This window comes from Streptomyces sp. URMC 127 (assembly GCF_051386535.1).
GTDB lineage: Bacteria > Actinomycetota > Actinomycetes > Streptomycetales > Streptomycetaceae > Streptomyces.
This window is the reverse complement of record NZ_JBPQTW010000094.1, coordinates 1-25585: the sequence shown is the minus strand read 5'-3', so window position 1 is coordinate 25585 and position 25585 is coordinate 1. Positions and strand designations below refer to the sequence as shown.

Below are 25585 nucleotides of genomic sequence, written 5' to 3'. Positions count from 1 at the left end.
GCAGGGCGGCGGGGAAGTCCTCGGGGGCGAGGGGCGAGAGCCCGGCGTCCGTGGCCACGGCCGGGGCGGCGAGGGCGAAGACGTGGGAGGCGGCGCAGGCGGCCAGGGAGAGCTGGGCGGCGTGCCACAGCCGCCGGATCCACGCGGGGCGCTGCTCTACCCGGCCGGCGAGCGCGCCCGGCACGGCCACGAGGCCCGCGGCGGCGGGCGGCAGCAGGAACGCCCCGGCGAGCAGCACGGGAAGGGTCAGGGTGCGGCGCGGCAGGCGCTCGCAGACGGCGCAGACCGCGGCGAGGAGGGCCACGGCGCACCAGGGGACGCCCGGCCCGGAGCGCAGCGCCGGGGCGGCGCACAGGGTGGCGGCGAGGACGGCGGCGAGGACGCACAGGCGCGCTGCCGCCGGTAGTGCCCCCATGGCGCGTCCTCCCCGTCCCGTGAGGTGCCGACATGCTTGCCGTCAGGAAGGGGAGAATAGGGTCCGGCGGAGCCGGGGATCGCCGCATTCGGGGATTGCCCCGCGCGAGCCGACCACTTGCACACCTTCGGGTGATTGTCGCCGCCGGAGGGCATGCGCGGGCGCGGCCGTATGGAGCCGTGGGAGGACTTCCGCGCAGGGGCCGGCTACTCCTGGGTCGCGGCGCCCAGCGGGCCCGGCCGCGCGGGGCCGCCCGACGCGCTGCGGGCGCCCTTGGCACCCTTGGCGCTCCTGGTGGGCGCGCCCTCGGAGTCCTTGCCGGACGCTGCCGTGCGCGCGGCGGCCTCCGCCGCACGGGCCTCGGCCACCACGTCCTGGTCGGGCACCGACTGCCCGGCACGGATGAGCTCGATCCGGCCCATCACCTTCGAGCGCAGGTCGGCCGGCACGTCGTCATGCCCGCAGCAGCGCTTGACCAGCTTCTTCACGGCCTGCTCCAGGCCGTACTTCTCCAGGCACGGGGAGCACTCGTCGATGTGCACCTCGAACTTGGCGCAGTCCCCGGCGGGCATCTCGTGGTCGAGGAACTCGTAGAGGTGGTCGAGGACTTCGGAGCAGTCCGTCTCGTGCGGGTCTCCGCAGCTCATGAGTCCGAGCCTTTCCGGTTGTGCGACTCGTCGGAGCCGTTCGGCGCAGCAGGGGCCGCCCCTGCGGGGACGAGACCCCGCTCACGGGCGTAGTCCTCCAGCATTCCGCGCAGCTGGCGGCGGCCCCGGTGGAGCCGGGACATGACCGTGCCGATGGGCGTACCCATGATGTCCGCGATCTCCTTGTACGCAAAGCCCTCCACGTCCGCGAGGTAGACCGCTATGCGGAATTCCTCGGGGATGGCCTGGAGGGCCTCCTTGACATCGGAGTCCGGGAGGTGGTCCAGGGCCTGGGACTCGGCGGAGCGCAGACCGGTCGACATGTGCGACTCGGCGCGGGCCAGCTGCCAGTCCTCGATCTCCTCCGACGCGCTGCGCAGCGGCTCGCGCTGCTTCTTGCGGTAGGAGTTGATGAAGGTGTTGGTCAGGATGCGGTACAGCCACGCCTTGAGGTTCGTGCCGTCCCGGAACTGGTGGAAGGACGCGTACGCCTTGGCGTAGGTCTCCTGCACCAGGTCCTCCGCGTCGGCGGGGTTGCGCGTCATCCGCAGGGCGGCGGAGTACATCTGGTCGAGGAACGTGAGGGCGTCCCGCTCGAAACGGGCGTTGCGCTCGGCGGCGCTCTCCGCCGGCGCGGCGGCCGCGGCGGCGTCGGTGACGGCGTTCCCTGCGGCGCTCGCGCCCGTGGCCCCGGTGTCTTCGGTCCCCTTGTCGGTCCCAGTGACCGGACCCACCTCCTCCAACACGACGGCAGGACCGGATGCGGACCCGCTCGAATCGGAGAATAGACGACGATCCCGCCCGTCCGCCGCTCCGGACGGGGCGGGCTGCGCCACATGCAGTGCGGACCATCCCAGGTCAGCGGTCTGCGGGCGGGACAGGCATGCGATCGGACCCATGCGGCGAGCTCCCATTCCTCGGTCGGCCAGTGGTCGTGACGACTGGGACAACATCGCGGGGGCGCGCCGCATTCCCGGAATCCTCCGGAATTCAACAGCTCTTCCGGAATACGGAATTCCGCGCCGGGAGGGGCGGGGAGGTCGGGCCGGCGGCTGAGTCCGGCCCGCCGGCCGGTCAGCGGCCGATGCCCGCCAGCCACTCCGCGACGGACGCGCTGAGCCCGGCCAGCGCCTCCTCCTGCCCGGTCTCCGCCTTCTTCGGCACGGCGAAGCCGTGGTCGCCGTGCGGCACGGGCACCAGGTGCGTTCCCGGCGGGAACTCCTCGGGGCGCCCGAACGGGTCCTTCGCGCCCTGCACGACGAGGGTGGGCAGGCCGGCGCCGGTCAGCTCATCCGCGCGGGACTTCTCCGGCTTGCCCGGCGGGTGCAGCGGGAAGCTCAGGGCCAGCACGGCGGCGGCGCCGAGGCCGGCCGCGGTGCGGCAGGCGACGCGGGCGCCCGCGCTGCGGCCGCCGGCCACGACGGGCAGGCCGGGCTTCCGCAGCGCCGGCCACAGTGCGCTCCAGGCGGCGTCCAGGGTCTTCGGCGCCGGGGCGACCTTCTTGCCGGCGACCCGCCAGGGCTGCTCCACCAGGGCGACGGTGACGCCGTGCGCGGGCAGCGCGGCGGCGAGGGCCTGCAGGTCGCGGGCCTCGACGCCGCCGCCGGCGCCGTGGCCGAGGGCGAGCACGAGGCGGGGGCGGGCGGCCGGGTGCCAGTGGATGCGGGCGTCGCCGGCGGAGGTGCTAACGGTCTCGATCACCCGTCCATCTTCGTACGCCCGGAGATCGTCGTACGTCAGAAGAGCGTCGCCTCCTCCGGCGCCTCCAGCTCCTTCACGAGCTCGGGCCCGTTGTTGCGGACGTCGCTGACCGCGGTCGTGACCGGGTAGGCCCGGACGGACCCGGCGGGCGGCGGGACGAGCAGCCCGCGCAGCTCCTCCGCGTCGGTGCGGCCGGGATCCAGCCACGCGGCCCAGCGGTCCGGCGGCAGGACGAGCGGCATGCGGGGGTGGATCTCGGCCAGGGAGCGCGGTCCGCCCTCCGGCGCCGGGGCGCCCTCCGGGCGGGCGAAGGGCTCGGCCTCGGCCTCGGTGGTGAGCACCGTGCAGGTGGCCCACCAGGCCTGCGGGTGGTCGGGCGGCAGGGTCGGGTCGCGCCAGAACTCGTACAGCCCGGCCATCGCCATGACCGACCCGTCCGCCGGGGTGACGAAATAGGGCTGCTTGCGGGTGCGCTTCTTGCGGCCCTTCTCCTCCAGCTCCCGCTCGGCCGCGCCGGTGACCCACTCGTAGTAGCCGTCGGCGGGTATGAGACAGCGGCGCGCCTCGAAGGCCCTGCGGTAGGACGGCTTCTCGTGGACCGTCTCCGAGCGGGCGTTGATCATCTTCGCGGCGCCCTCGGGGGATTTCGCCCACGACGGCACGAGCCCCCAGCGCAGGGGCCGCAGCTGGCGAACCGGACGCCGGTCGCCTGCGTCTTTCAGGGGACGCTCGAGCACCGCGTACACGCTCTTCGTCGGGGCCACGTTCCAGTCCGGGGCGAGGGCCTCGGACGGCTCCCACTTCTCGACGCCGAAGAGCCCCACGAGATCCTCGGGCTTACGGCTCGCCGCATATCGACCACACATATTGGCCACCCTGCCACGGACCCACGAGGAGCCGCGCACAAATGGACAGCACCGAAGCCACCGCCCTGTGGGACCGCGTGGTGGGGACCCAGCCCGCCCCCTCCGTGTGGCTCGTGGCCGCCACCGGGATCGTCGCGCTCGCCGCGGTGGCACCGCGCGGGATATGGCTGGTGACCCGCAACGCCGTCACCATCGCCCACGAGGGCGGCCACGGGCTGGTGGCCCTGCTGGCCGGGCGGCGGCTGGAGGGCATCCGGCTGCATTCGGACACCTCCGGGCTGACGGTGTCGCGCGGCAAGCCCACGGGCCTGGGCATGATCCTCACGGCCGCCGCCGGCTACCCCGCGGCCTCGCTGCTGGGCCTCGGCGGCGCCTGGCTGCTGTCCGCCGGTCACATCACGGCGCTGCTGTGGCTCGCGACGGGCCTGCTGGCCGCGATGCTGCTGATGATCCGGAACGCGTACGGGGTGCTGACGGTCGTGCTCTCCGGCTCGCTGTTCGTGCTGGTCTCGTGGCTGGCCGGACCGGCCGTGCAGGCGCTGTTCGCGTACGGGGTGGTGTGGTTCCTGCTGCTCGGCGGGGTCCGGCCGGCGTTCGAGCTGCAGGCCAAGCGGCGCTACGGCGGTGCCCCCGACTCGGACGCGGACCAGCTGGCCCGGCTGACCAACCTGCCCGCCGTCGTATGGCTGGTTTTCTTCCACGTGATCTCGCTGTGCGCGCTGACGGGCGGCGGGCGCTGGCTGCTCGGCCTGTGACCTGACATGCCCGGGCCGCGAGCACGGGGCCGGGCACTGCGGGGACGGGACCACCGGGAGAACGTCAGTAAGGTAAAGGCATGACCGAGAACCCCGCGCACTCCGACCTCTGGCCCGCCCCCCTCGCCACAGGCGCGGTCGACGCGACCGTGACCGTGCCCGGTTCCAAGTCGGTCACCAACCGCGCCCTGGTGCTGGCCGCCCTGGCCTCCGAGCCCGGCTGGCTGCGCCGCCCCCTGCGGTCCCGCGACACCCTGCTGATGGCCGAGGCGCTGCGCGCCATGGGCGTCGGCATCGAGGAGACCGTCTCCTCCAGCTCCACCTCGGCGGAGGGCTCGGCCGGATCCGGCGAGGCCTGGCGGGTGATCCCGGCCCGGCTGCGCGGCCCCGCCACCGTCGACGTCGGCAACGCCGGCACGGTGATGCGCTTCCTGCCGCCCGTGGCGAGCCTCGCCGACGGCCCGATCCGCTTCGACGGCGACCCGCGCAGCTACGAGCGCCCCCTGCACGGCGTGATCGACGCGCTGCGCGCCCTGGGCGCCCGCATAGACGACAACGAGCGCGGGGCGCTGCCGCTGACCGTGCACGGCCAGGGCGCCCTGGAGGGCGGCACCGTCGAGATCGACGCCTCGTCCTCCTCCCAGTTCGTGAGTGCGCTGCTGCTGTCCGGCCCGCGCTTCAACCAGGGCGTGGAGGTCCGGCACACCGGCTCCGTCCTGCCGTCGATGCCGCACATCCGGATGACCGTCGACATGCTGCGCCAGGCCGGCGCGCAGGTGGACACCCCCGAGTCCGGCGGCGAGCCGAACGTGTGGCGGGTCTCCCCCAGCGCCCTGCTCGGCCGCGACGTCGTCGTGGAGCCGGACCTGTCCAACGCGGCGCCGTTCCTGGCGGCCGCCCTGATCACCGGCGGCCGGGTCACCATCCCCGACTGGCCGGAGCGCACCACCCAGCCCGGCGACGCCCTGCGGGAGATCTTCACGGCCATGGGCGGCTCCTGCGAGCTGACCGAGGCCGGCCTGACCTTCACCGGGACCGGCCGGATCACGGGCATCGACGCCGACCTGCACGAGGTCGGCGAGCTCACCCCGGTGATCGCCGCCGTCGCGGCGCTCGCCGACTCCGAGTCGGTCCTGCGCGGCATCGCCCACCTGCGGCTGCACGAGACGGACCGGCTGGCCGCCCTCGCCAAGGAGATCAACGAGCTCGGGGGCGACGTCACCGAGACCGAGGACGGGCTGCGCATCAGCCCGCGCCCCCTGCACGGCGGCGTCTTCCACACCTACGAGGACCACCGGCTCGCCACCGCGGCCGCCGTCATCGGCCTCGCCGTCGACGGCGTCCTGGTGGAGAACGTCGCGACCACCGCCAAGACCCTGCCCGACTTCCCGGAGCTGTGGTGCGGGATGCTGGGCGACGGCGCGGGGGCGACGGCGCCGAGAGTCTGAGAAAGCCAGGAAAGCCAGCAATGCGCCGCTACGGCAAGAACCCCGACGAGGACGACGTCCGCGTCCGCCCCAACCGCAAGGGCAACCGCCCCCGCACCAACATCCGCCCCAAGCACGAGGATGCCGCCGGCGGCTTCGTCCTCACCGTCGACCGCGGCCGGCTGACCTGCCTGGTCGAGGACCGCACGGTGGTCGCCATGAAGGCCCGCGAGCTGGGCCGCAAGGGGGTCGTGGTCGGTGACCGGGTCGCCGTCGTCGGGGATCTCAGCGGCGCCAAGGACACCCTCGCGCGCATCGTGCGGGTCGAGGAGCGCTCGTCGGTGCTGCGCCGCACGGCCGACGACGACGATCCGTACGAGCGCGTGGTCGTCGCCAACGCCGATCAGCTCGCGATCGTCACCGCCCTCGCCGACCCCGAGCCGCGGCCCCGGCTCATCGACCGCTGCCTCGTCGCGGCCTTCGACGCGGGCCTGGAGCCGCTGCTCGTCCTGACGAAGTCCGACCTCGCCTCGCCGGACAAGCTCCTGGAGTCCTACGGCGCGCTCGGCGTGCGCTACGTGGTCACCAGCCGCGAGGAGCTCGCCGACGGCGGGGCGGCCGACCGGGTCCGCGCGGAGCTGGAGGGCCGGATCACCGCGTTCGTCGGCCACTCCGGCGTCGGCAAGACCACCCTGGTCAACGCGCTCGTCCCGGACCGGCAGCGGGCCACCGGACACGTCAACGCCGTTACGGGGCGCGGCCGGCACACCACCACGTCGGCGCTGGCGCTGCCGCTGCCGGCCGGTTCGGGCTGGGTCATCGACACCCCGGGCGTGCGCTCCTTCGGCCTGAACCACATCGACCCCTCGCGGGTCATCCACGCCTTCCCCGACCTGGAACCGGGCACCGAAGGCTGCCCGCGCGCCTGCAGCCACGACGAACCGGACTGCGCGCTGGACGCGTGGGTCGCCGACGGCCACGCCGATCCCCAACGCCTGTACTCGCTAAGGCGGCTGCTTTCCACGCGGGAGCGACGCGAAGGCGATTGATCGCCTACGTTTGCGAGTGACCGCCAGTGGCAAGGGCATCAAGCACACCGGGACGGACGGCGGTCACCGAGACGCGGGAGGCAAACTGATGGCGTGGCTGCTGGTCGTGGTCGCCGGACTGCTGGAAACCGGCTTCGCGGTCTGTCTCAAGCTCTCGCACGGTTTCACCCGGCTCTGGCCGACGATCGCCTTCGCGTGCTTCGCGCTCGGCAGCTTCGGCCTGCTGACCCTCTCCCTGAAGAAGCTGGACGTCGGTCCGGCCTACGCCGTGTGGACGGGCATCGGCGCGGCCGGTACGGCGATCTACGGCATGGTGTTCCTCGGCGACCTGGTCTCGACGCTGAAGCTGGTGTCGATCGGCCTGGTGATCCTCGGCGTGATGGGCCTGCAGCTGTCGGGCTCGGCCCACTGACCCCCGCCCGGGCGGGACGCACGGCGGGCGGGGCGGGCAGGGCGGCCGGTCACTGCTCCGGACGGGTTCCTTCGGCCGGCTGCTCGGCCACAAGGGTGCGCACCAGACGGGCGACGTGCGCGGCGGCCTCCTCGTCCGACGCGCCCGGGGCGACGACGTAGGACAACGTCAGCCGTACGGCCGCCTCGCAGGCCCACTGCGTGACCTCCGGCACCCGCTCCCCGGCGGCGCCCGAGACCGCCCGGACGGTGCGCTCCCGGATGGCGTCGGCGAGGGCCGCGGAGCCGGGCGCGGGGCGGGCAGGACGGGTGCCGCGGCGACCGGAAGCCGCTCCCCGCGGCACCCGGTGAGCGCGGCCCGTACGAGGGGGTTGGCGCGCGCCGTGCGCAGGATCCAGCAGGCTGCGGCCGCGCAGCGGGCACCGGCGTCGGGCCCGGCGGCGGGCGGCGCGCCGGCGGGCGTGGCCGCGAGGGCCCGCTCGACCCCGGCCAGGAAGGCCTCCGCCTCGCGCCGGACCAGCGCCCTGGCCAGGCCGTCCTTGCTGCCGAACTCGTTGTAGAGCGTCTGCCGGGAGACCCCGGCGGCGGCCGCGACGTCCACCATCCGGACCCCGTTCCAGGGCCGGGTGCGCAGCGCCGCGAAGGCCGCGTCCAGCAAGAGCTCTCGTGCCGCGGGCATGGTCGCCTCCCCGGCCTTCCGGCCGCACTACGGCTGTGGCCACAGAATTGACGTGCCGCCATACGGTGTCAAGAGCCGTGGGCGGGCCGCGAGGCCCGAAGCGGATGCCACAGGTACTGTTCAGCCATGTCCGACTACCACGATGATCTGCGTCTGGCCCACGTCCTCGCGGATGCCGCGGACGCGGCCACCATGGACCGGTTCAAGGCCCTCGACCTGAAGGTCGAGACCAAACCGGACATGACCCCGGTGAGCGAGGCGGACAAGGCCGCCGAGGAGCTCATCCGCGGTCATCTGCAGCGCGCCCGGCCGCGCGACGCGGTGCTGGGCGAGGAGTTCGGCAGCGAGGGCACGGGCCCGCGCCGCTGGGTGATCGACCCCATCGACGGCACCAAGAACTATGTGCGCGGCGTGCCGGTCTGGGCCACCCTGATCTCGCTCATGGTGCAGGTCGAGCAGGGCGGGTCGGTCGGTTTCGAGCCGGTCGTGGGCGTGGTGTCGGCACCGGCGCTGGGCCGCCGGTGGTGGGCCGCCCGGGGCTCCGGCGCGTACACCGGCCGCAGCCTGTCGTCGGCGACGCGCCTGCAGGTGTCGCGCGTGGGCCGGGTCGAGGACGCGTCCTTCGCCTACTCCTCGCTCAGCGGCTGGGAGGAGCGCGGTCTGCTGCCGGGCTTCCTGGACCTCACCCGCGACTGCTGGCGGACCCGCGGCTACGGCGACTTCTGGCCGTACATGATGGTCGCCGAGGGGTCGGTGGACATGTGCGCCGAGCCGGAGCTGTCGCTGTGGGACATGGCGGCGAACGTGGTCATCGTGGAGGAGGCCGGCGGCCGCTTCACGGGCCTGGACGGCCGCCCCGGCCCGCACAGCGGCAACGCCGCGGCGTCCAACGGCCTGCTCCACGACGAGCTCCTGGGCTACCTGCGCACCTGAGCCGTACGGGGCGGGCCCGGCCGGCGCCGGGAGGCACGGTGCCGGGAGGCGGTGCCGGGCCGGGGCGAAGGTCGGCGCCCCCGAGCGCGGTCGCAGCTCCACGCGCCCCTTGTTGGGCGGGCCCTGCCGTGTGACGATGAAGGACCCACGCTTGTGAACTTGTGAATCCCTGCTGGGGGTTCACGGTCACCAAGGAGGTGGCTCCAGCCATGCTCGTCCGCGACGCCATGAGCACGGTGGTCCTCACCATCGGCCCCGCCCACACGCTACGACAGGCGGCCCGGCTGATGTCCGCGCGCAGGATAGGGGCCGCGGTCGTCCTCGACCCCGATACCAGCGGGCTCGGCATCCTCACCGAGCGGGACATCCTCAACTCGGTGGGCGCCGGGCAGGACCCGGACCGCGAGAGGGCCCACGCCCACACCACGACGGACGTCGTCTTCGCGGCGCCGGAGTGGACCCTCGACGAGGCCGCCGCGGCCATGTCGCGCGGCGGCTTCCGGCACCTGATCGTCCTCGACGGCGACGGTCCGGTGGGCGTGGTGTCGGTGCGCGACATCATCCGCTGCTGGATCCGGGCGAGGGCGCGGGGGGAGCGCGCCGAGGCCGGCGCACTGACGGCCTGACGAAAGGCCGGAGGGACCGGAGCCCTATGGCGTCCGGTCCCTCCGGGGTCGTACCGCAAGCGGCCATTGAGCAACCCCTACGGCGGGTCACCACCTCCGCGAGAGCGGCGGCGGTTTAGCCGCAAAGAGGGGTCCAGTGGCTTCTCAGCCGCGCAGTGCCTGGACCGCGGCTTCGAGCCGCTTGCCGTAGTCCTCGTCCGCCTGGCGGAAGTTGTTGATGGCCCGCTCGGCGATCTCGTCGCGCGAGACCTTCGCGATGAAGCCCGCGAGGTTGCCGATCAGGCGCTCCTTCTCCTCCTCCGACATCAGCCGGTAGAGGTTGCCGGCCTGGACGAAGTCGTTGTCCTCGGCGTGCGAGGGCGCCTCGTGGGTGCCGGTGACGCCGCTGACCGCGGTGGGCTGCCACAGCGCCGCGCCGCTCTGCTGCGGGCCGCCGAAGCTGTTGGGCTCGTAGTTCTTGGCCCGGCCGTGGCGGCCGTCGTAGGCGTAGCCGTCCCGGCTGTAGGTGCGGGCGACGGTGGCGCGCGGGCGGTTCACCGGCAGGTGGTCGGCGTTGATGCCGACGCGGTAGCGGTGGGCGTCGCCGTAGGCGAAGAGCCGGCCCTGCAGCATCTTGTCCGGGGACGGGCCGATGCCCGGCACGAAGTGCGCCGGCGAGAAGGCGGACTGCTCGACCTCGGCGAAGATGTTGTCGGGGTTGCGGTTGAGCTCCAGCTTGCCGATCTCGATCGGCGGGTAGTCCTCGTGCGGCCACACCTTGGTGAGGTCGAACGGGTTGAAGCGGTAGTGCGCCGCCTCGTCCGCCGGCATGATCTGCACCTGGACGGTCCAGGTGGGGAAGTCGCCGCGCTCGATGGCCTCACGCAGGTCGCGCTGGTGGAAGTCCGGGTCCGTACCGGCGATGCGGTCGCCCTCGGCCTGGGTGAGGTTCTTGATGCCCTGGTCCGTCTTGAAGTGGTACTTGACCCAGAAGGTCTCGCCCGCCTCGTTGTTCCACTGGAAGGTGTGCGAGCCGTAGCCGTTCATGTGGCGGTACGAGGCGGGGATGCCGCGGTCGCCGAAGAGCCAGGTCACCTGGTGGGTGGCCTCGGGCGAGAGCCCCCAGAAGTCCCAGACGTTGTCCGCCTCCTGCGAGCCGGTGTACGGGTCGCGCTTCTGGGTGTGGATGAAGTCGGGGAACTTGATGGCGTCCTTGATGAAGAACACCGGGGTGTTGTTGCCGACGAGGTCGTAATTGCCCTCCTCGGTGTAGAACTTGAGGGCGAATCCGCGGGGGTCGCGCACCGTGTCGGCGGAGCCGAGGCTGCCGGCGACGGTCGAGAACCGCAGGAACGTCTCGGTCTGCTTGCCCACCTCGGAGAGGAACTTGGCCCGGGTGTAGCGGGTGACGTCGGCCGTGACGGTGAACGTGCCGTAGGCGCCGGCGCCGCGGGCGTGCACCACGCGCTCCGGGATGCGCTCGCGGTTGAAGTGCGCGAGCTTCTCGATCAGCGACTGGTCCTGGATCAGGACGGGGCCGCCGGCGCCCGCGGTCTCGCCGTTCTGGTTGTCCGCGACCGGAGCTCCGGACTCCGTGGTCAGCGGGCCCGTCGTGTAGATGTCCTCGCCCTGAACCGGCACGTGTGCCTCCGTCATCCGTCATCTCGTCCGTCACTGCGGCCCGGGGGCCCCCCGGCCGGCCTGAGCCGATCGCTTGGCCTGAGCCGAGCTCGATCCTACATTAGACAATGTCTAAGTCAAGATAGATGTGACATAGATATGAGATCCAATGGTGGACGAGGGCCGCTGCTACGCTGGTCCTATCTGACTGATAGGTGAATGGCATGAGTGACCTGCTGGAACGGCTCCGGGGACGCGGCTGGCGGCTGACCGCGCAGCGACGCGTCGTCGCCGAGGTCCTCGACGGGGACCACGTGCACTACACCGCGGACGAGGTGCACGCCAAGGCTGCCGAACTGCTGCCGGAGATCTCGCGCGCGACCGTGTACAACACCCTCGGCGAGCTGGTCTCCCTGGGCGAGATCATGGAAGTGAGCACGGACGGGCGCGCCAAGCGCTACGACCCCAACGCCCACCACGCGCACCAGCACCTGGTGTGCTCCCGGTGCGGCACGATCCGCGACGTCCACCCCACGGGCGATCTGATCGCCGGCCTGCCCGCCGAGGAGCGGTTCGGCTTCCAGGTGGCGGCGGTCGAGGTCACCTACCGCGGGCTCTGCCCGAACTGCTCCGCGGCCGCCACGGCATGACGAAAGGCCCGGATCCGTCAAGGATCCGGGCCTTCGCCTTCAGTAGCGGGGACAGGATTTGAACCTGCGACCTCTGGGTTATGAGCCCAGCGAGCTACCGAGCTGCTCCACCCCGCGTCGTTAAGGTTCACACTAACCCGGTGACGGCTGCTGAGGCAAATGAGGTACGGCCGGGGCCGCACCGGGTGGGTGCGAACCCGGCCCTCCGCGGTCGGCTCCTGCCTACGCGGTCAGCTCCTGCTGCAGTGCGTCCCGCAGGCGCGCCGCGCGCTCGGCCACCTCGGGCGGCCCGAGCGTGACGGCCCGGTCGCACCAGTGCCGCCCCTCGGTGAGGTCGCCGCGCCGCGCCGCGAGCAGGGCGAGCCGCAGGGCGGCCCGCCCGTGGCCGGCCTCGGCCGCACGGGCCCACCACAGGGCGGCCTCCGGCTCGCTGCCTTCGCGGGCCAGCAGCAGCCCCAGGTTGAAGGCGCCGTTGCGGCTGCCGGCCTCGGCCGCCTCGCGGTACCAGTGCGCGGCCTCGACCACGTCTCCCCGCTCGGCGACGAGCATCCCGAGCCGCACCTGGGCGCGGCGGTGGCCCTGCCGGGCGGCCCGGCCGTACCACTCCTCGCACTCCTCGCGCGCCTCCTCGTCGCGGTCGAGGAGGGCGCCGAGCCGGAAGGCCGCCTCGGCGGTGCCGCCCCGCACGGCCACCCGGAGGTGGCGCTCGGCGGCCTCCTCGTCGCCGTCGCGCAGGAGGGCCATGGCGACCTGGAGGGCGGCGTCGGTGTGCCCGGCCGACGCGGCCCGCTCGTACCACTGGAAGGCCGTGTGCTCCTCGTCGCGCCCGGCGTAGAGGATGCCGAGGTTGAACGCCGCGTCGACGCTGCCGGCCTCGGCGGCCTTGGAGAACCACGGCTCGGCGCCGGCCGCGTCGCCGCCCTGCAGGAGCAGCACGGCGAGGGCGTTGGCGGCCTCCTTGTGGCCCGCGTAGGCGGCGCGGCGGTACCACTGCTCGGCCTGGGCGGTGCGGCCCTGCTCGGCGCAGAGCAGGCCGAGGTTGTACGCGCCGTTGACGTCGCCGTGGTCGAGCGCCGTGCGGTACCAGCGCTCGGCCTCCTGGGACTCGCCGCGGTCGGCGTGCAGGGCGCCGAGGGCGTTGGCGGCGTTGCCGTCGCCCTCCTGGGCGGCGCGGCGCCACCACACGGCGGCGCTGTCGGTGTCCCCGGCGTCGCGCAGCAGGAAGCCGAGGGCGCAGGCGGCGCGGGGCTCGCCGTCCTTGGCGGAGGTCAGATACCACCGGGCGGCCTCCTGGGACTCGCCGCGGGCCTCCAGCAGGGTGCCCAGGTGGAGGGCGGCCCGGCGGTGGCCGCGGGCGGCCGCCTGGCGGTACCACTGCTCGGCCTCGCGGGCCGGGCCGCTGCCGTCGCGGCCGCCCGCGGCGGCGGCGCGCAGCTCGCGGACGGAGGTCTCGACGCCGCCGGGGCCGAGGATCTCGGCGCGGGAGCGCGGCGCGCGGCCGTCCAGGATCCGGGCGAGGCGGTAGGCGGCCTCGCGGTGGCCCCGCTCGGCCGCGGCGCGGAACCAGCGCTCGGCGCCGACGTCGCTGCGGTGCTCCAGGAGGTCGGCGAGGGCGTAGGCGCCCAGGGCGTGCCCGGATTCAGCCGATTGGCGCAGCCAGTACTCGGCGGCGGGCTCGTCGCCGCGCTCGCGGTGGTAGCGGCCGAGGGCGTGCGCGGCGGCCGGGGACCCGGCGACGGCGGCGATGCGCCACCATCCGGCGGCCTCGTCGGCGTAGCCCCGCTGGTGCAGCAGGACGCCCAGGTTGTTGGCGGCGGAGCGGTCGCCCTCGGCCGTGGCGGCGCGCAGGTGGCGCTCGGCCCCGTCGAGGTCTCCACGGCGCAGCAGCAGGGCACCGAGCATGCTCAGGGCCGCGGGGTCGCCGCCCTCGGCGGCGCGGCGGCGGGCGGTCTCCAGCTCGAGGTCGGTGGCGTCGCCCGCGTCGGCGGCGTCAGCCGTGCCGGGGCCGAACCGCCGGCCCTCCGGCACTTCCTGTTCGCTCCCGTCTCCGGGAGCTTCTACAAGCCGCCCTGTCTCCCACAGCGTCGTCCTGTCCCCCATAAGCCCCATCGTCGCACCACCCGCAACCCGCGTACACCTGGTATACCGCAGCCAGTGAGGTCACTTCAGCGTTTTGTCGACTTCCCGACTTCCCGACACGACGGGGCTCCAAACTCTCCACAGAAGCCCCGCACACAACCCGCACAGTCCGCGTCACCCGGACACCGCACGGCCGGGGTGGCCGGCGGGTCCGGGAACGACAAGGCCCGGAGTCCGAGGCAGGACTCCGGGCCTTGTCATGAAGTAGCGGGGACAGGATTTGAACCTGCGACCTCTGGGTTATGAGCCCAGCGAGCTACCGAGCTGCTCCACCCCGCGCTGTTGTGGAACAACCGTACCACGGCGCGCGGGGGGCTTGATCAACTTCCCGGTTTGCCGCCGCCCTTCTCGGCGCCCTTCTCGGCCTTCTCGGCGGCCTTGGCCTCGGCCTTGGCGGCCCGGTCCAGGGCCTCCTTCAGGGCGTCCTGGGCCTTGCCGTACTCCGTCCAGTTCTTGTTCTCCAGCGCCTTCTGGCTCGCCGCGAAGGCGTCCTGGGCGTCCTTCAGGGCCTGCTTGACGGTGGGGTCCTGAGTGGGGGCCGGCTTCTGGGTGCCCTCGGCCGGGGGCTTCGTGGGCTCGCCCTTGCTGCCGAAGATCTCGTCCAGGGCCTCGTCGAGGGTGTCGCGGAAAGCGATCTTCTCGCCGTAGTTCACCAGCACCTTCTTCAGGAGCGGGTAATTGGAGCCCGCGCCCCGCAGATAGACCGGTTCCACGTACAGCAGCCCGCCCTCCAGGGGGACGGTCAGCAGGTTTCCGTACTCGACCTCGGAGTCGCCCTTCTTCCAGATGTTGATCTGGTCGGCGACGGGTGTGTGGCTGTTGAATTTGCCCTGCGCCAGCCGGGGGCCCCACACCGAGGTCTCGGACGGGAGTTTCAGAATTCTGATCTTCCCGTAGTCCGTGCTCCTGGCGTCGGCGTCGACGGCCATGAAGGCCCCGAGGTTCGTCCGGTTCTTCGGCGTGAAGGTCGTCGTCAGCGAGAAGGTCTGCTTCTCCTGGCGGGGCATCTTCATGCTCAGGTAATAGGGCGGGACGGCGTTGCCCTTGGTGTTGGTCGGGTCGTCCGGCACCTCCCAGCGCTCGCTGCCGGTGTAGAACGTCTCCGGATCGGTGACGTGGTAGCGGGAGAGCAGCTCGCGCTGGACCTTGAAGAGGTCCTGCGGGTAGCGCAGGTGGTCCATCAGGTCGGAGCTGATGGCGCTCTTCGCCTTCACCGTGCCCGGGAACGCCTTCATCCAGGTCTTGAGGACCGGGTCCTTGGTGTCCCACTGGTAGAGCTTCACCGTGCCGTCGTAGGCGTCCACGGTCGCCTTGACGGAGTTGCGGATGTAGTTGACCTGGTTCTGCTGCGCGACCACGGCGCGCTGACCGGTGGTGAGCGAGTCGGCCGTGGTGTCGCCGAGCGTCGTGCGGGAGGCGTACGGATAGCCGTTCGTCGTCGTGTACGCGTCCACGATCCACTGGATGCGGCCGTCGACCACTGCCGGATAGGCGTCGCCGTCGATGGTCAGCCAGGGGGCGACCGCCTCGACGCGCTCCTTGGGCGTGCGGTTGTACAGGATCCGCGAACCGTCGCCGATGGCGCCCGAGTAGAGGATCTGCGGCTCTCCGAAGGCCACCGCGTAGGCGGCCCGGTTGACCGGGCTGGAGAGGCTCACTCCGCTCTTGCCCTTGTACGAGTAGCTCTGCTCGCCCTTGTCCGAGGAATAGTCCAGCTCTTCCTGCGGGCCGCCGACGATCGAATACTGCGTCGTCTTCTCGCCGTAGTAGACGCGCTGCTCGTACTTGCCGAAGAGACCCTCGGTCGGCAGGCTCTTGGCCGTGAAGTCCGGCGCCCCGGCCTTGTCGGTCGTGGTGCCCTTCGCGGCGATGGCGCCGTAGCCGTGGGTGTACTTGAAGTGGTCGTTGATCCAGTTGCGCTCGGGAATCCCCTTGAGGTTCAGCTCGCGCAGACCGATGACCGTGTCCTGCTCCTTGCCGTCCACCTTGTAGCGGTCGACGTCCAGCGTGGAGGGGAACTGGTAGTACCCCTTGACCTGCTGCTCCTGCTGGAAGGCGGGCGAGACGAGGTTCGGGTCGAGGAGGCGGAGGCTGGCCGTGGAGCTCACCGCGGCGCGCACCTTCTCGGGGTCCTTGTCCGTCAGGTCGCTGTTGCCCTTGTAGTTCTGGACGTCAGCGCCGCCGATCCCGTACGCCTCACGCGTCGCCGTGATGTTCTTCTTGATGTACGGCGCTTCCTTGGCCTGCTCGTTCGGCTGGACCTGGAACTTCTGCACGATCGCCGGGTACAGCCCGCCGATCAGCACGGCCGACAGCACCATCAGCCCGAAGCCGATCACCGGCAGCTGCCAGGTGCGCCGCCACAGCGTGGCGAAGAACAGCACCGCGCAGATCAGCGCGATGATGAAGAGGATCGTCTTGGCCGGGAGGTAGGCGTTGGCGTCGACGTAACGCAGCCCCGTCCAGCCGTCGGTGGACTTCAGGCCGCTGGACTTCACCGCCAGGCCGTAGCGGTCCAGCCAGTACGCGATCGCCTTCAGGCCCACGAAGATGCCGAGCAGCACCGAGAGGTGCCCCGTGGCCGCGGCCGTCGCCCGGTGGCCCGGGCTGGTCAGCCGCAGGCCGCCGTAGAGGTAGTGCACCAGGGCCGCGGCGATCAGCGACAGCACCGCCGCCGCGAAGCCGAAGCTCAGCAGGAAGCGGTACCACGGCAGGTCGAAGGTGTAGAACGAGATGTCCTTGTGGAACTGCGGGTCCTTCTGGTGGAAGGAGACGCCGTTGATCCACTGCAGCCACGTGCGCCACTGGCCGGCCGCCGAGGCGCCCGCCACGAGGCCCACGAGGGCGGTGACCGCGAGCAGCACCCACTTCTTGTAGGGCGCGATGCTCATCCGGTAGCGGTCGAGGCTCTGCTGCTCCATCGACATCGCGGCCAGCGGCGGCCGCAGCCGGTGCGCCAGCCAGATGTTGGTCCCCACCGCCAGCGCCATCAGCAGGCCGAAGACCGCGAACAAGCCGATCTTGGTGCCCAGGGTGGTGGTGAAGACCGAGGAGTAGTCCACCGAGCGGTACCAGAGCCAGTCCGTCCAGAACCCCGCGAACATCACGAAGAGCATGGCCAGCGCGGCCAGCACGCCCAGCGTGGTGAGCAGGGTCCGGATCCGCCGGGACGGTCGGCCGACTCTGATCCGTGGCCCTGTCGGGCCTCCGCCGCGGTCCGGCATCTGGAAAGCCAAGGTGCGCACCTCGAAGTTCGCTGTCAGTGGAGCTGTCGATCAGGGCCCAGCGATACTAGGGCCCAAGGTGGCAACTTACCGAGGCTTTACTCAGTTCCCGTTTTCGGTCACTCTCAGGGCACGATATTGCTCATGTCCAGCACTTCCAGCACCCCCGACCCTTCTGCCCCCTCCGGCCCCGGCGGCGACGTCCCCATGGCGGCCAGCCCCCTGACCCGCGCCGTTCTCGAGATCGACCAGTACGCCTCCGGCCTCGGCTGGGACCAGCCCGCGCGGCTGTTCGCCCTGGTCGACACGGGCAAGCTGCGCGCCCAGGAGCCCGGCCTCGCCGACCAGCTCGGCCTCGACGAGAGCGCCCAGGCCGGCTCCCTGACCCCGATCGAGCAGGACGAGATCCCGGCGGGCACGGCCCTGGACAAGTTCCTCGGCACCATCGCCTGGCCCGACGCGGTGACCGGCTGCGCCCTGACCGTGGAGCGGCTGATGCTGCCGCCGTCGGCCGAGGGCACCGTGCCCAACGGCATGAGCGAGAAGCAGCTCGCCAAGTGGGTCGCCGCCCACCCGGACCGGCAGGAGGTCCGGATGACGGTCGCCGTGCTGCGGGACGGCGCGCGGGAGACCGCGGTGCGGCTGCGCGAGAAGGACTCGCCGACCGAGGTCCTCACCGGCCCGGACCTGGTGCCGGGCCTCGCCGAGGCGCTGGCGGCGACGTTCGAGGAGTAGTGCGCTTCCGGCCGGGGCCCCGCCCCGGCCGGAGGGCCGTCAGCGCGTGCAGAGCGGCAGCCCCGCCGCGTCCCCCTTGCGGATCTTCTCCAGCGCCCCGAGGGCGTCACCGATGGTGTCGACCTTGACCAGCGTGAGCCCGGAGGGCTTGTCCTTCGCCGCGGCCGCGCAGTTGTCCTTCGGCGTGAGGAAGTACTGGGCGCCCTTGTTGCGCGCGCCCACCGTCTTCATCTCGACGCCGCCGATCGGGCCGACCTTGCCGTTGTCGTCTATCGTCCCGGTGCCGGCGACGAACTTGCCGCCGGTCAGATCACCCGGCGTGAGCTTGTCGACTATCCCGAGGGCGAACATCAGCCCGGCGCTCGGCCCGCCGACGTCCGCCAGCTTGATGTTGATCGTGAACGGGAAGGTGTGGTCCGTCCCGGCCTGGATGCCGACCACGGCCCGCTTGTCGTCGGGCGCCTTGCCCGTGGTGAGCGTGACGTCCTGCTCGCCGGCGGGCTGGCGCTTCTCCTTCTCGGCCGCCGCGGCCTCCTTGGCCGGAATGATCCGGAAGGTGACCTTCTGGCCGGGCTGGTGCTTGGTGACCAGCTTGGCGACGTCGCCGGGCTGCTTGATCTCCGTGCCGTCGACGGCCTTGATCACGTCACCGGCGTGCAGCTGCCCCTCGGCCGGGCTGTTCTTGACGACCGACGCCACCACCGTGCGCGTGCCGACCGGGATGTCCAGCTGCTTGAGCGCCGCCACCTTGGCGCTCTCCTGGGACTGGCTGAATTCCTCCGCCGTCTCCTGGTTGAGCTCGTCGGGCGTCTTGTCGTCCGGGTAGAGCGTGGAGTGCGGGACGACGAGGTTGTCGTGCGCGATCCAGCCGTAGACCGCCTCCACCAGATTCATCCGGTACTGCGAGCCGGTGACGCGGACCGTCGTCATGTTGAGGTTGCCGGTCGTCGGATAGGTCTTGTGGCCGGAGATCTGCAGGACCGGCTCCCCGCCGTGCTCACCGAGCGTGTTGACCGTCGGGCCGGGCGACATCTCCGCGTAGGGCACGGGAATCAGCACGCCTGCGCAGAGGAGCGCGATCAGCATCAAGAGGGAGGCGAGCATCGTCGCTGTGCGGCGGGGCATGGAACGACAGTACGGGACGGGTCTGACAGTCCACCCGCGGGGCGGTCCGTCCGGGGAGCGGCCGGGGAGGCCGCCGGGGGCTCCCGCATGCGCGCCCGCGCCCCGGCGCGGGCCGGGGGCGCGTCAGGAGACTCCGGTACCGGAATCCGAGCGCTCCATCGCCTCGCGGAACCGTGCGTAACCGGCGAGCTCGGAGATGTCCCCGGCCTTGCGGTTGCGGGCGGCCCAGGTGCCCCACAGAAGGGCAACGACGGCCGCGGCAACCGGAATCAGCAACCACACGAGTGCCGCCATACCGACCTCCCGACCCCCGGAACCGCCACCGAAAAGACCGATGAGCAGATTAGTCTTTCGTACCTTCAACGCTCACGTCAGGGGGCCGGTTACGCAACCGGAAGTGATCCTTCAGGCCATTTTCCCGGCCCCTAAGCACCTACCCTCCCCCAGCTACCGCTGGGAGGTGCCCCCAGTCCCTAAGCACCCACCCATTCCTCGGTGCCGTCTTCGAACACCTGGTGCTTCCAGATCGGGACCTCGCGCTTGAGGTCGTCGATGAGCTGCCGGCACGCCGCGAACGCCTCCGCCCGGTGCGGGCACGAGACGGCCACCACCACGGCCAGGTCACCGATCTCCAGGTCGCCCACCCGGTGCACCGCCGCCAGCGCGCGCACCGGGAAGTCCGCCGCGACCTTCTCCGCGACGCGGCGCAGCTCCGCCTCGGCCGTGGGGTGGGCGGAGTAGCCGAGCCCGCGGACGCCGGCGCCCCCGTCGTGGTCGCGCACCGTGCCCACGAAGAGCGCGGTGCCTCCCGCGGCGCGGTCGCCCACGGCCGAGAAGACCTCGTCCACGGACAGGGGGGTGTCGCGGACCGCCAGCAGGCGCACCGGGTCCGCCGCGGCGAGCTCGCCGGGGTGATCGTTCGTTGGGACCATGGCCCCATCGTGCCGTACGGCGGGCACGGGCGAGGAGCGGCCTTTCACACAGCCGTGCGAGACGGCCTGTGGACGCTCCTCCAGGGCCCGGGCCGGGCCTGCCCGGGCGGGGGCGCCGCCCGGGCCGCTAGAGCCGGCGGCGCGCCTTGCGGGCCCGGCGGACGAGGGCCGCGGTGCCCAGCAGTGCCACGGTCGCCCCCGCGGCGCCCGCGGCGGTGGCGTCCTTGCGGCCGAGGCGGCGGCCCGCGACCGTGTGCCGGCCGGAGACCTCCTCCAGCAGCTCGGCGAGGACCTCCTCGTTCGTCCAGCGCGGCCGCCAGCCCGCCGCGTGCAGCCGGCTCCCGCTGACCACCCAGGGGTGCATCGTGTACGCGAGGTCGCCGGCGGGCGACGGCGTCAGGCCGAGGCGGTGCAGCCGGGAGGCCGCCCCGAGGGCGACGGCGGAGGGCAGCTCCATGCGGCGGATGCCGGAGAGCTCCTCGACCTCCTCCTGCTCCAGCCAGCCGTCGCAGCCGACCGCGAGCTCGCCCTCGGCCTTCTCCAGGGCGGCGAACTCCAGGGCGCTGACCAGGTCCTCCACGTGGCAGAACTGCCAGGTCGGCCGGGATCCGGCGACGACCAGGAGGCGGGGCGACTCGAAGTAGCGGGTCAGCGCGGTGTCGGTGCCGCCGACGAGGACGGCGGGCCGCAGGACGGTGACGTTCAGGCCGGGGTGGGCGCGCGGCGCCCGCCGGGCGAGCCGCTCGATCTCCAGCAGGTCGCCGACGCCGGTGGCCTCGGCGGTGGCGCGCAGCTCGGCGTCCTCGGCGAGCGGCACGTCGTTGTCGGGCAGGGCCCCGTAGACCATCGCGGAGGTGCACAGCACGACGCGGTGCACCCCGGCGGCCGCGGCGGCCGTCAGGACGGTCTGGGTGCCGCGCACGTTGTAGGCGGTGCGGGCGGCGGGGTCGGTCTCCAGGTCGAGGTCGAGCGCGAGGTGCACCACGACGTCGGCGCCGCGCAGCTTCTCCGCGATCGCCGGGTCGCGGACGTCGAGGACGTGCCACTGCGCCTCGGTCACGTCACCGCGGCGCTCGTCGATCGCCACGACCTGCTTGATGTGCTCGGACACGGCGAGCCGCTGCGTGAGCAGGGCGCCGACGCCGCGCGCGGCACCGGTGACCGCGACGACGGGCCTCCGGCCGCCGTGCGGGCTCGTACTGTCTCGCGCGGAACCGTTTCGCGCTGCGCGAACTTCTGGGTCGGGGGAACTCACCGGGCGTCTCCAGCGGTTGTCTTCAGTACGTACGAGAGATGACGCGTACGGACCAGGTGACGTCCATCCTGCCGCAGGCCCCGGGTCGGCGAAGCACCAAGCCCGGATACCGGTGAGGTGTCTAGGCTGGTGGTGATGTCGGGCATTCGCCGCCGGTCGTGTGCCGGCGGCCCTACGAGCCGAGGAAACCCGTGAGTGACACCCCATTCGGATTCAGTCTTCCGCCGGAGGAGCCCGAGAACGGCGGCGACGGCAAGAAGAAGGGCGAGGGCCAGGGCGGCCAGGGGCCTGCGAATCCGTTCGGGTTCGGCGGTCCGGGCGCCGGGGACAACCCCTTCGCCGCGATGTTCGGGTCGATGAACCCCGGAGACCTCGGGGCGGCCTTCCAGCAGCTCGGGCAGATGCTCTCCTACGAGGGCGGCCCGGTGAACTGGGACATGGCCAAGGACATCGCCCGCAAGACCGTCGCGCAGGGCACCGCCGACGGCACGAAGGACGCGAGCGTCACCTCCGGCGAGCGGGCAGCGGTCGAGGAGGCCGTGCGCCTGGCCGACCTGTGGCTGGACGGTGTGACGTCCCTGCCGCAGGGCTCGGGCACGGCGGTGGCCTGGAGCCGCGCCGAGTGGGTCGAGGCGACCCTCCCGGTGTGGAAGGAGCTCGTGGACCCGGTCGCCGAGCGCGTGGGCGCGGCGATGGGCGGCGTGCTGCCCGAGGAGATGCAGGCCATGGCGGGCCCGCTGCTCGGCATGATGCGCTCCATGGGCGGCGCCATGTTCGGCACGCAGATCGGCCAGGCCGTGGGCGTGCTGGCGGGCGAGGTCGTCGGTTCCACCGACATCGGCCTGCCGCTGGGCCCCGCGGGCAAGGCCGCGCTCCTTCCGGTGAACGTCGCGGCGCTGGGCGAGGGCCTGGAGGTCCCGCTGGACGAGGTCCGGCTCTACCTGGCCCTGCGCGAGGCGGCCCACCAGCGGCTCTTCGCGCACGTGCCGTGGCTGCGCTCGCACCTGTTCGGCGCCGTCGAGGGCTATGCGCGCGGCATCAAGGTCGACACCGCGAAGCTGGAGGACGTGGTCGGCCAGCTCGACCCCACCCACCCCGAGCAGCTGCAGGAGGCCCTCCAGCAGGGCATGTTCCAGCCGGAGGACTCCCCGGAGCAGAAGGCGGCCCTGGCCCGCCTGGAGACCGCCCTGGCGCTCGTCGAGGGCTGGGTGGACGCCGTCGTGCACGCGGCCGCCGCGCCGCACCTGCCGTCGGCCGGCGCCCTGCGCGAGACGCTGCGCCGGCGGCGCGCCTCCGGCGGCCCGGCAGAGCAGACCTTCGCCACGCTGATCGGCCTGGAGCTGCGCCCGCGCCGGCTGCGGGACGCCTCCCGGCTGTGGGCCTCGCTGGCGGACGCGCGCGGCCCGGAGGGCCGTGACGCCCTCTGGGAGCACCCGGACATGCTGCCCACGGCGGCCGACCTGGACGACCCCGACGGCTTCGTCCACCGCGAGCACCTGGACTTCTCCGAGATCGACAAGATGCTCGGCGAGGCCGCCCGCGGCAAGGGCGAGGAGCAGGAGAAGCCCGGCGCCGACGGCGAGGGTGACGACAAGAAGTGAGCCTGCACGAGGATGCGGTCCGCGTCCTGAAGGAGTACGCGGACCAGGAGGAGCTGCGCGGGCTCTACCTGGACCACCTGGCGGCCCACCCGGACGGCATGTGGAAGCCCTGCCGGGCCGGGCACGTCACGGCGAGCGCCCTGGTCATCGACCCCTCGCGCGGGCAGGTGCTGCTCACGCTCCACCGCAAGCTGGGCATGTGGCTGCAGATGGGCGGCCACTGCGAGCCCGGTGACGCGACGGTCGAGGCCGCCGCGCTGCGGGAGGCCACGGAGGAGTCCGGGATCGCGGGCCTGACGCTGCTGCCGGGCGGCCCCGTGCGGCTGGACCGGCACCCGATCCCGTCGCCCTGCAACTGGCACCTGGACGTCCAGTACGCGGCGCTGGTGCCCGCGGGCGCGACGGAGGCCATCAGCGACGAGTCGCTGGACCTGCGCTGGTTCCCGTACGCGGAGGTCGGCGAGGTCGCCGACGCCTCGGTGGTGGAGCTGGTGCGGCGCACGCTGGAGCGGCTGTAAAGCCCTTGTGTGATGTGTAAGGGGCGGTCACCCATGGTGACCGCCCCTTACCCGTGCTCCGGCTGTGCTGCCCGGCTCAGTTGGACCAGATGTTGCCCTGGTTGCGCCCGTGCGCGCCCTGCTGGCCGAGGCCGTACTGAGCCATGAGCCCCTGGCCGATCTCCGCGCCCTGGGGCGGCAGCAGCTCGCTGGGCTGGACGAGGGCGTAGCCGTGGCCGGCGAAGTTCAGCTCCCAGCCCTCCCCCGTGTTGCCGCGGCGCCGCCACACGCCGGAGGACGACGTCTGTGCCTGCATCTGCACGCGCAGGGACGTCGACCAGGCGATCACGGCGTCCGCGTCGGCGCTGACGAACCGGTCGGGGGTGACCTGCAGCATCAGGGGCTGCCCGGACGTCATCAGGGCGACCTTGCCCTGGCCGCTGATGTTGAGCTGGTACGCGCCGGTGCCGGAGATCCCGTACTGGCTGTCGACGGCGATGGTCTCCCAGTGCAGCGTGGAGTCCAGGGCGAGGACGTAGGCGCCGTCGACGGTCAGGCCGTCGCGGTCGACGTCGACGACGTGGACGTGCTGGGCCAGGTTGGCGAAGTAGACGGTGCCCTGGCCGGAGCAGCGCATCAGGTCCAGGCCCTCGCCGGTGCGGGCGCGGGAGTTCTGCTGGCCGCGGGTCTGGTACTCGCCGTCGAACTCGATCAGGCCCTGGTAGGCGACCATCGAGCCCTTGCGGGCGAGGACGTCGTCGTGGCCGGTGAGGGAGACGCGCAGCATCTGCGGGTTCTGCAGGGCGTAGCGGTCCTGGGTCTGGGCCTCGGTGAAGCCGAAAAGCGGGCTCTGCATGATGTTCTCGTTCCCCCTCAGCCCCGCGCCCGGAGCCGGTCGGTGCTGTCCTCGCTGGGCTGTACGACCACGAAGCCCTCGCCGGAGAAGCCCAGTTGGTAGGCCTCGCCGCTGCCCCGGCCGATCAGGGAGGAGGCCTTGAAGCTGCGCTTGCCCTTCATCTTGAGATTGCTCGACCAGGCGACGAGGGCGTCCGGGTCGACGTAGGTCTCGTCGTCGCCGCGGCCGCAGTCGACGACGATCGGGGTGCCGCGGGAGGTGAGGGCGACCCAGCCGGTGCCGCTGATGGCGACGTTGAACAGGCCCTGCCCGGCGAACTTGGCCATGCCCTTGACGCGCTCGACGCCCCACTGCAGGTGGGCGTCGAAGGCGAGGACGTTGGTGCCGTTGACGGAGAGGGAGTCGCCGTTGAGCTGGACGCAGACGACGTCGGCGCCGTAGTCGGCGAGGTAGAGCAGGCCGTCGCCGTGGCAGCGCATGAGGGGCACGCCCTCGCCGGTGAGCCACTGGGAGGCCATCTGGCGGACGGCGGGCGGGTTCGGGTCGTACTGGACGTAGCCGTCGTAGGCGACCATCGAGCCGGTGCGGGCGAAGAGGTCCTGGCCGGTCTGCAGCGCGACCTTCAGCATGCTGCTGCCGTGGTTCTCCATGCGGGCGGTGACGGGGGTCGGGGCATAGCCCTGGATCGGTGTCTGGTTCATGGTCTTCGCGGGCTCCCTCAGACCTCGTAGGGCTGGACGACGACGAAATTGCCGGGAGCGCCCCGGAATTGAAGGTTCACTGCTTCTCCGCTGTGACCCGGGAAGGAGCTGCGGCGCAGCCGGACCTGGCTGGAGATGATCACCTGGGCGCCTGCGGACCAGGCGACGATCGCGTTGCTGTCCACGTAGGTCGTGGGCGTGACCGGCAGGACGACGGGGATGCCGTGGGTCTTGACGACGACGGTGCCGTGGCCCTGGAACTGCATGGTGAACAGGGCGCCGCCGGGGATGCCGTGGCCCTCGATCCGGCGGACCTCGTGCTGCAGCGACTCGTCGAAGGCGAGCACCGACTCCGCGGAGACGCAGATGGCGTCGCCCTGGAGCTCGATGGGGTGCACGTGGGCGGCGTTCTCGGCGAGGAAGACCTGGCCGCGGCCGGTGCAGCGCATCAGCTGCAGCTCCTGGCCGGTGGCGTTGCCCACGATGCGGCCGGCGAAGCCGGCGCCCTTGTAGCCGAACTCGACCTTGCCCTGGTAGAGCACCATGCTGCCCTGGCGGGCGAGCACGGGCTGCTGGTCGACGCCGAGGTCGACGCGGACGAGCCTGGGGTTCTGCAGGGCCCAGCGCTGCCCGGTGGGCATCTCGCGGTACTTCTGCAGGGCCGCCTGGACGCCCGCCACGCCCGCGGCACCGGCAGGCTGGCCGTACGGGGCGGGCTGGCCCGGGTAGGGCTGGCCGGGCTGCGGGGCCGCGGGGTGGGGC

26 protein-coding genes, 2 tRNA genes and 1 pseudogene are annotated in these 25585 nt (G+C 72.4%); 10 read left to right on the top strand and 19 right to left on the bottom strand.

Annotated features, from left to right (window positions below; translation table 11 throughout):
• The 5 genes and pseudogenes from ACSNOH_RS19510 to ACSNOH_RS19490 all read right to left on the bottom strand — a co-directional run.
• Positions 1-415: pseudogene (locus ACSNOH_RS19510) on the bottom strand (HD-GYP domain-containing protein); the annotation flags it as partial.
• A 206-nt stretch (positions 416-621) separates the two neighbouring features.
• Positions 622-1062, bottom strand: a complete 441-nt coding sequence (gene rsrA, locus ACSNOH_RS19505) for a mycothiol system anti-sigma-R factor (RefSeq protein WP_436722650.1) — start codon at positions 1060-1062, stop codon at positions 622-624.
• On the bottom strand, positions 1059-1796 hold the full coding sequence (locus tag ACSNOH_RS19500; protein ID WP_436722649.1) for a sigma-70 family RNA polymerase sigma factor: 738 nt from the start codon (positions 1794-1796) through the stop codon (positions 1059-1061). The genes rsrA and ACSNOH_RS19500 overlap by 4 nt, the downstream gene beginning before the upstream one ends.
• 340 nt (positions 1797-2136) lie before the next feature.
• Entirely contained in the window at positions 2137-2763 is a 627-nt protein-coding gene (locus tag ACSNOH_RS19495; RefSeq protein ID WP_436722648.1) for an alpha/beta hydrolase family protein, read from the bottom strand.
• Between the two features lie 35 nt (positions 2764-2798).
• Complete coding sequence (locus ACSNOH_RS19490) at positions 2799-3629, bottom strand: SOS response-associated peptidase (RefSeq protein ID WP_436722647.1); 831 nt, start codon at positions 3627-3629, stop codon at positions 2799-2801.
• Between the two features lie 41 nt (positions 3630-3670).
• Between ACSNOH_RS19490 and ACSNOH_RS19485 the strand changes: the two genes are divergently transcribed.
• From ACSNOH_RS19485 to ACSNOH_RS19470, 4 genes are all read left to right on the top strand, one after another.
• Positions 3671-4384: a M50 family metallopeptidase gene (locus ACSNOH_RS19485; protein WP_436722646.1), complete on the top strand. Its 714-nt coding sequence runs from the start codon at positions 3671-3673 to the stop codon at positions 4382-4384.
• Positions 4385-4464: 80 nt separating this feature from the next.
• Complete coding sequence (gene aroA, locus ACSNOH_RS19480) at positions 4465-5832, top strand: 3-phosphoshikimate 1-carboxyvinyltransferase (RefSeq protein ID WP_436722645.1); 1368 nt, start codon at positions 4465-4467, stop codon at positions 5830-5832.
• Positions 5833-5852: 20 nt separating this feature from the next.
• The gene (gene rsgA / locus ACSNOH_RS19475; protein WP_436722644.1) at positions 5853-6860 is read left to right on the top strand and encodes a ribosome small subunit-dependent GTPase A; all 1008 of its coding nucleotides are present in this window, start codon (positions 5853-5855) and stop codon (positions 6858-6860) included.
• A gap of 88 nt (positions 6861-6948) precedes the next feature.
• Positions 6949-7272, top strand: a complete 324-nt coding sequence (locus ACSNOH_RS19470; RefSeq protein WP_030366234.1) for a DMT family transporter — start codon at positions 6949-6951, stop codon at positions 7270-7272.
• 49 nt (positions 7273-7321) lie between these two features.
• Here ACSNOH_RS19470 and ACSNOH_RS19465 read toward each other — a convergent pair whose 3' ends face one another.
• The gene (locus ACSNOH_RS19465) at positions 7322-7486 is read right to left on the bottom strand and encodes a hypothetical protein (RefSeq protein WP_436722643.1); all 165 of its coding nucleotides are present in this window, start codon (positions 7484-7486) and stop codon (positions 7322-7324) included.
• Positions 7441-7950: a TetR/AcrR family transcriptional regulator gene (locus tag ACSNOH_RS19460; RefSeq protein ID WP_436722642.1), complete on the bottom strand. Its 510-nt coding sequence runs from the start codon at positions 7948-7950 to the stop codon at positions 7441-7443. Before ACSNOH_RS19460 ends, ACSNOH_RS19465 begins: the two co-directional genes overlap by 46 nt.
• 126 nt (positions 7951-8076) lie before the next feature.
• Between ACSNOH_RS19460 and hisN the strand changes: the two genes are divergently transcribed.
• A complete protein-coding gene (hisN, locus tag ACSNOH_RS19455) occupies positions 8077-8883 on the top strand; it encodes a histidinol-phosphatase (protein WP_436722641.1) in 807 nt (268 codons plus the stop codon).
• Between the two features lie 209 nt (positions 8884-9092).
• The gene (locus ACSNOH_RS19450; protein WP_436722639.1) at positions 9093-9509 is read left to right on the top strand and encodes a CBS domain-containing protein; all 417 of its coding nucleotides are present in this window, start codon (positions 9093-9095) and stop codon (positions 9507-9509) included.
• Between the two features lie 144 nt (positions 9510-9653).
• Here the strand turns inward: ACSNOH_RS19450 and ACSNOH_RS19445 are convergent, their stop codons facing one another.
• Entirely contained in the window at positions 9654-11144 is a 1491-nt protein-coding gene (locus ACSNOH_RS19445) for a catalase (protein WP_436722638.1), read from the bottom strand.
• A gap of 188 nt (positions 11145-11332) precedes the next feature.
• On the opposite strand from ACSNOH_RS19445, the gene ACSNOH_RS19440 reads away from it, so the two are divergent.
• Positions 11333-11758: a Fur family transcriptional regulator gene (locus ACSNOH_RS19440; RefSeq protein ID WP_436722637.1), complete on the top strand. Its 426-nt coding sequence runs from the start codon at positions 11333-11335 to the stop codon at positions 11756-11758.
• A gap of 43 nt (positions 11759-11801) precedes the next feature.
• Here ACSNOH_RS19440 and ACSNOH_RS19435 read toward each other — a convergent pair.
• The 4 genes from ACSNOH_RS19435 to ACSNOH_RS19420 form a co-directional block, all read right to left on the bottom strand.
• A tRNA-Met gene (locus ACSNOH_RS19435) sits at positions 11802-11875 on the bottom strand.
• Between the two features lie 105 nt (positions 11876-11980).
• On the bottom strand, positions 11981-13867 hold the full coding sequence (locus ACSNOH_RS19430; RefSeq protein WP_436722636.1) for a tetratricopeptide repeat protein: 1887 nt from the start codon (positions 13865-13867) through the stop codon (positions 11981-11983).
• A 235-nt stretch (positions 13868-14102) separates the two neighbouring features.
• Positions 14103-14176, bottom strand: a tRNA-Met gene (locus tag ACSNOH_RS19425).
• A 41-nt stretch (positions 14177-14217) separates the two neighbouring features.
• The gene (locus tag ACSNOH_RS19420; RefSeq protein WP_436722651.1) at positions 14218-17121 is read right to left on the bottom strand and encodes a UPF0182 family membrane protein; all 2904 of its coding nucleotides are present in this window, start codon (positions 17119-17121) and stop codon (positions 14218-14220) included.
• A gap of 144 nt (positions 17122-17265) precedes the next feature.
• On the opposite strand from ACSNOH_RS19420, the gene ACSNOH_RS19415 reads away from it, so the two are divergent.
• The gene (locus ACSNOH_RS19415; protein WP_436722635.1) at positions 17266-17856 is read left to right on the top strand and encodes a PPA1309 family protein; all 591 of its coding nucleotides are present in this window, start codon (positions 17266-17268) and stop codon (positions 17854-17856) included.
• A gap of 39 nt (positions 17857-17895) precedes the next feature.
• Here the strand turns inward: ACSNOH_RS19415 and ACSNOH_RS19410 are convergent, their stop codons facing one another.
• From ACSNOH_RS19410 to ACSNOH_RS19395, 4 genes are all read right to left on the bottom strand, one after another.
• On the bottom strand, positions 17896-18981 hold the full coding sequence (locus ACSNOH_RS19410; RefSeq protein WP_436722634.1) for a YlbL family protein: 1086 nt from the start codon (positions 18979-18981) through the stop codon (positions 17896-17898).
• A 123-nt stretch (positions 18982-19104) separates the two neighbouring features.
• Positions 19105-19275 carry a hypothetical protein gene (locus ACSNOH_RS19405; RefSeq protein ID WP_436722633.1) on the bottom strand — a complete coding sequence of 57 codons (171 nt, stop codon included), beginning with the start codon at positions 19273-19275 and terminating at the stop codon, positions 19105-19107.
• Positions 19276-19454: 179 nt separating this feature from the next.
• Positions 19455-19913: a molybdenum cofactor biosynthesis protein MoaE gene (locus ACSNOH_RS19400; RefSeq protein WP_436722632.1), complete on the bottom strand. Its 459-nt coding sequence runs from the start codon at positions 19911-19913 to the stop codon at positions 19455-19457.
• Positions 19914-20040: 127 nt separating this feature from the next.
• Complete coding sequence (locus ACSNOH_RS19395) at positions 20041-21168, bottom strand: SDR family oxidoreductase (RefSeq protein WP_436722631.1); 1128 nt, start codon at positions 21166-21168, stop codon at positions 20041-20043.
• A 191-nt stretch (positions 21169-21359) separates the two neighbouring features.
• On the opposite strand from ACSNOH_RS19395, the gene ACSNOH_RS19390 reads away from it, so the two are divergent.
• Positions 21360-22769 carry a zinc-dependent metalloprotease gene (locus ACSNOH_RS19390; protein ID WP_436722629.1) on the top strand — a complete coding sequence of 470 codons (1410 nt, stop codon included), beginning with the start codon at positions 21360-21362 and terminating at the stop codon, positions 22767-22769.
• Positions 22766-23287, top strand: a complete 522-nt coding sequence (locus ACSNOH_RS19385; protein ID WP_436722628.1) for an NUDIX hydrolase — start codon at positions 22766-22768, stop codon at positions 23285-23287. The genes ACSNOH_RS19390 and ACSNOH_RS19385 overlap by 4 nt, the downstream gene beginning before the upstream one ends.
• Positions 23288-23363: 76 nt before the next feature.
• On the opposite strand, the gene ACSNOH_RS19380 is transcribed toward ACSNOH_RS19385, so the two are convergent.
• From ACSNOH_RS19380 to ACSNOH_RS19370, 3 genes are all read right to left on the bottom strand, one after another.
• Positions 23364-24122 (bottom strand): AIM24 family protein, encoded by a 759-nt coding sequence (locus tag ACSNOH_RS19380; protein ID WP_436722627.1) that lies wholly within the window; start codon positions 24120-24122, stop codon positions 23364-23366.
• A 17-nt stretch (positions 24123-24139) separates the two neighbouring features.
• Positions 24140-24823, bottom strand: coding sequence for an AIM24 family protein (locus ACSNOH_RS19375; RefSeq protein ID WP_436722626.1), 684 nt, complete (start codon positions 24821-24823; stop codon positions 24140-24142).
• A 17-nt stretch (positions 24824-24840) separates the two neighbouring features.
• Positions 24841-25585: AIM24 family protein (locus ACSNOH_RS19370; protein WP_436722625.1), on the bottom strand; the 745-nt coding region annotated here is incomplete at its 5' end.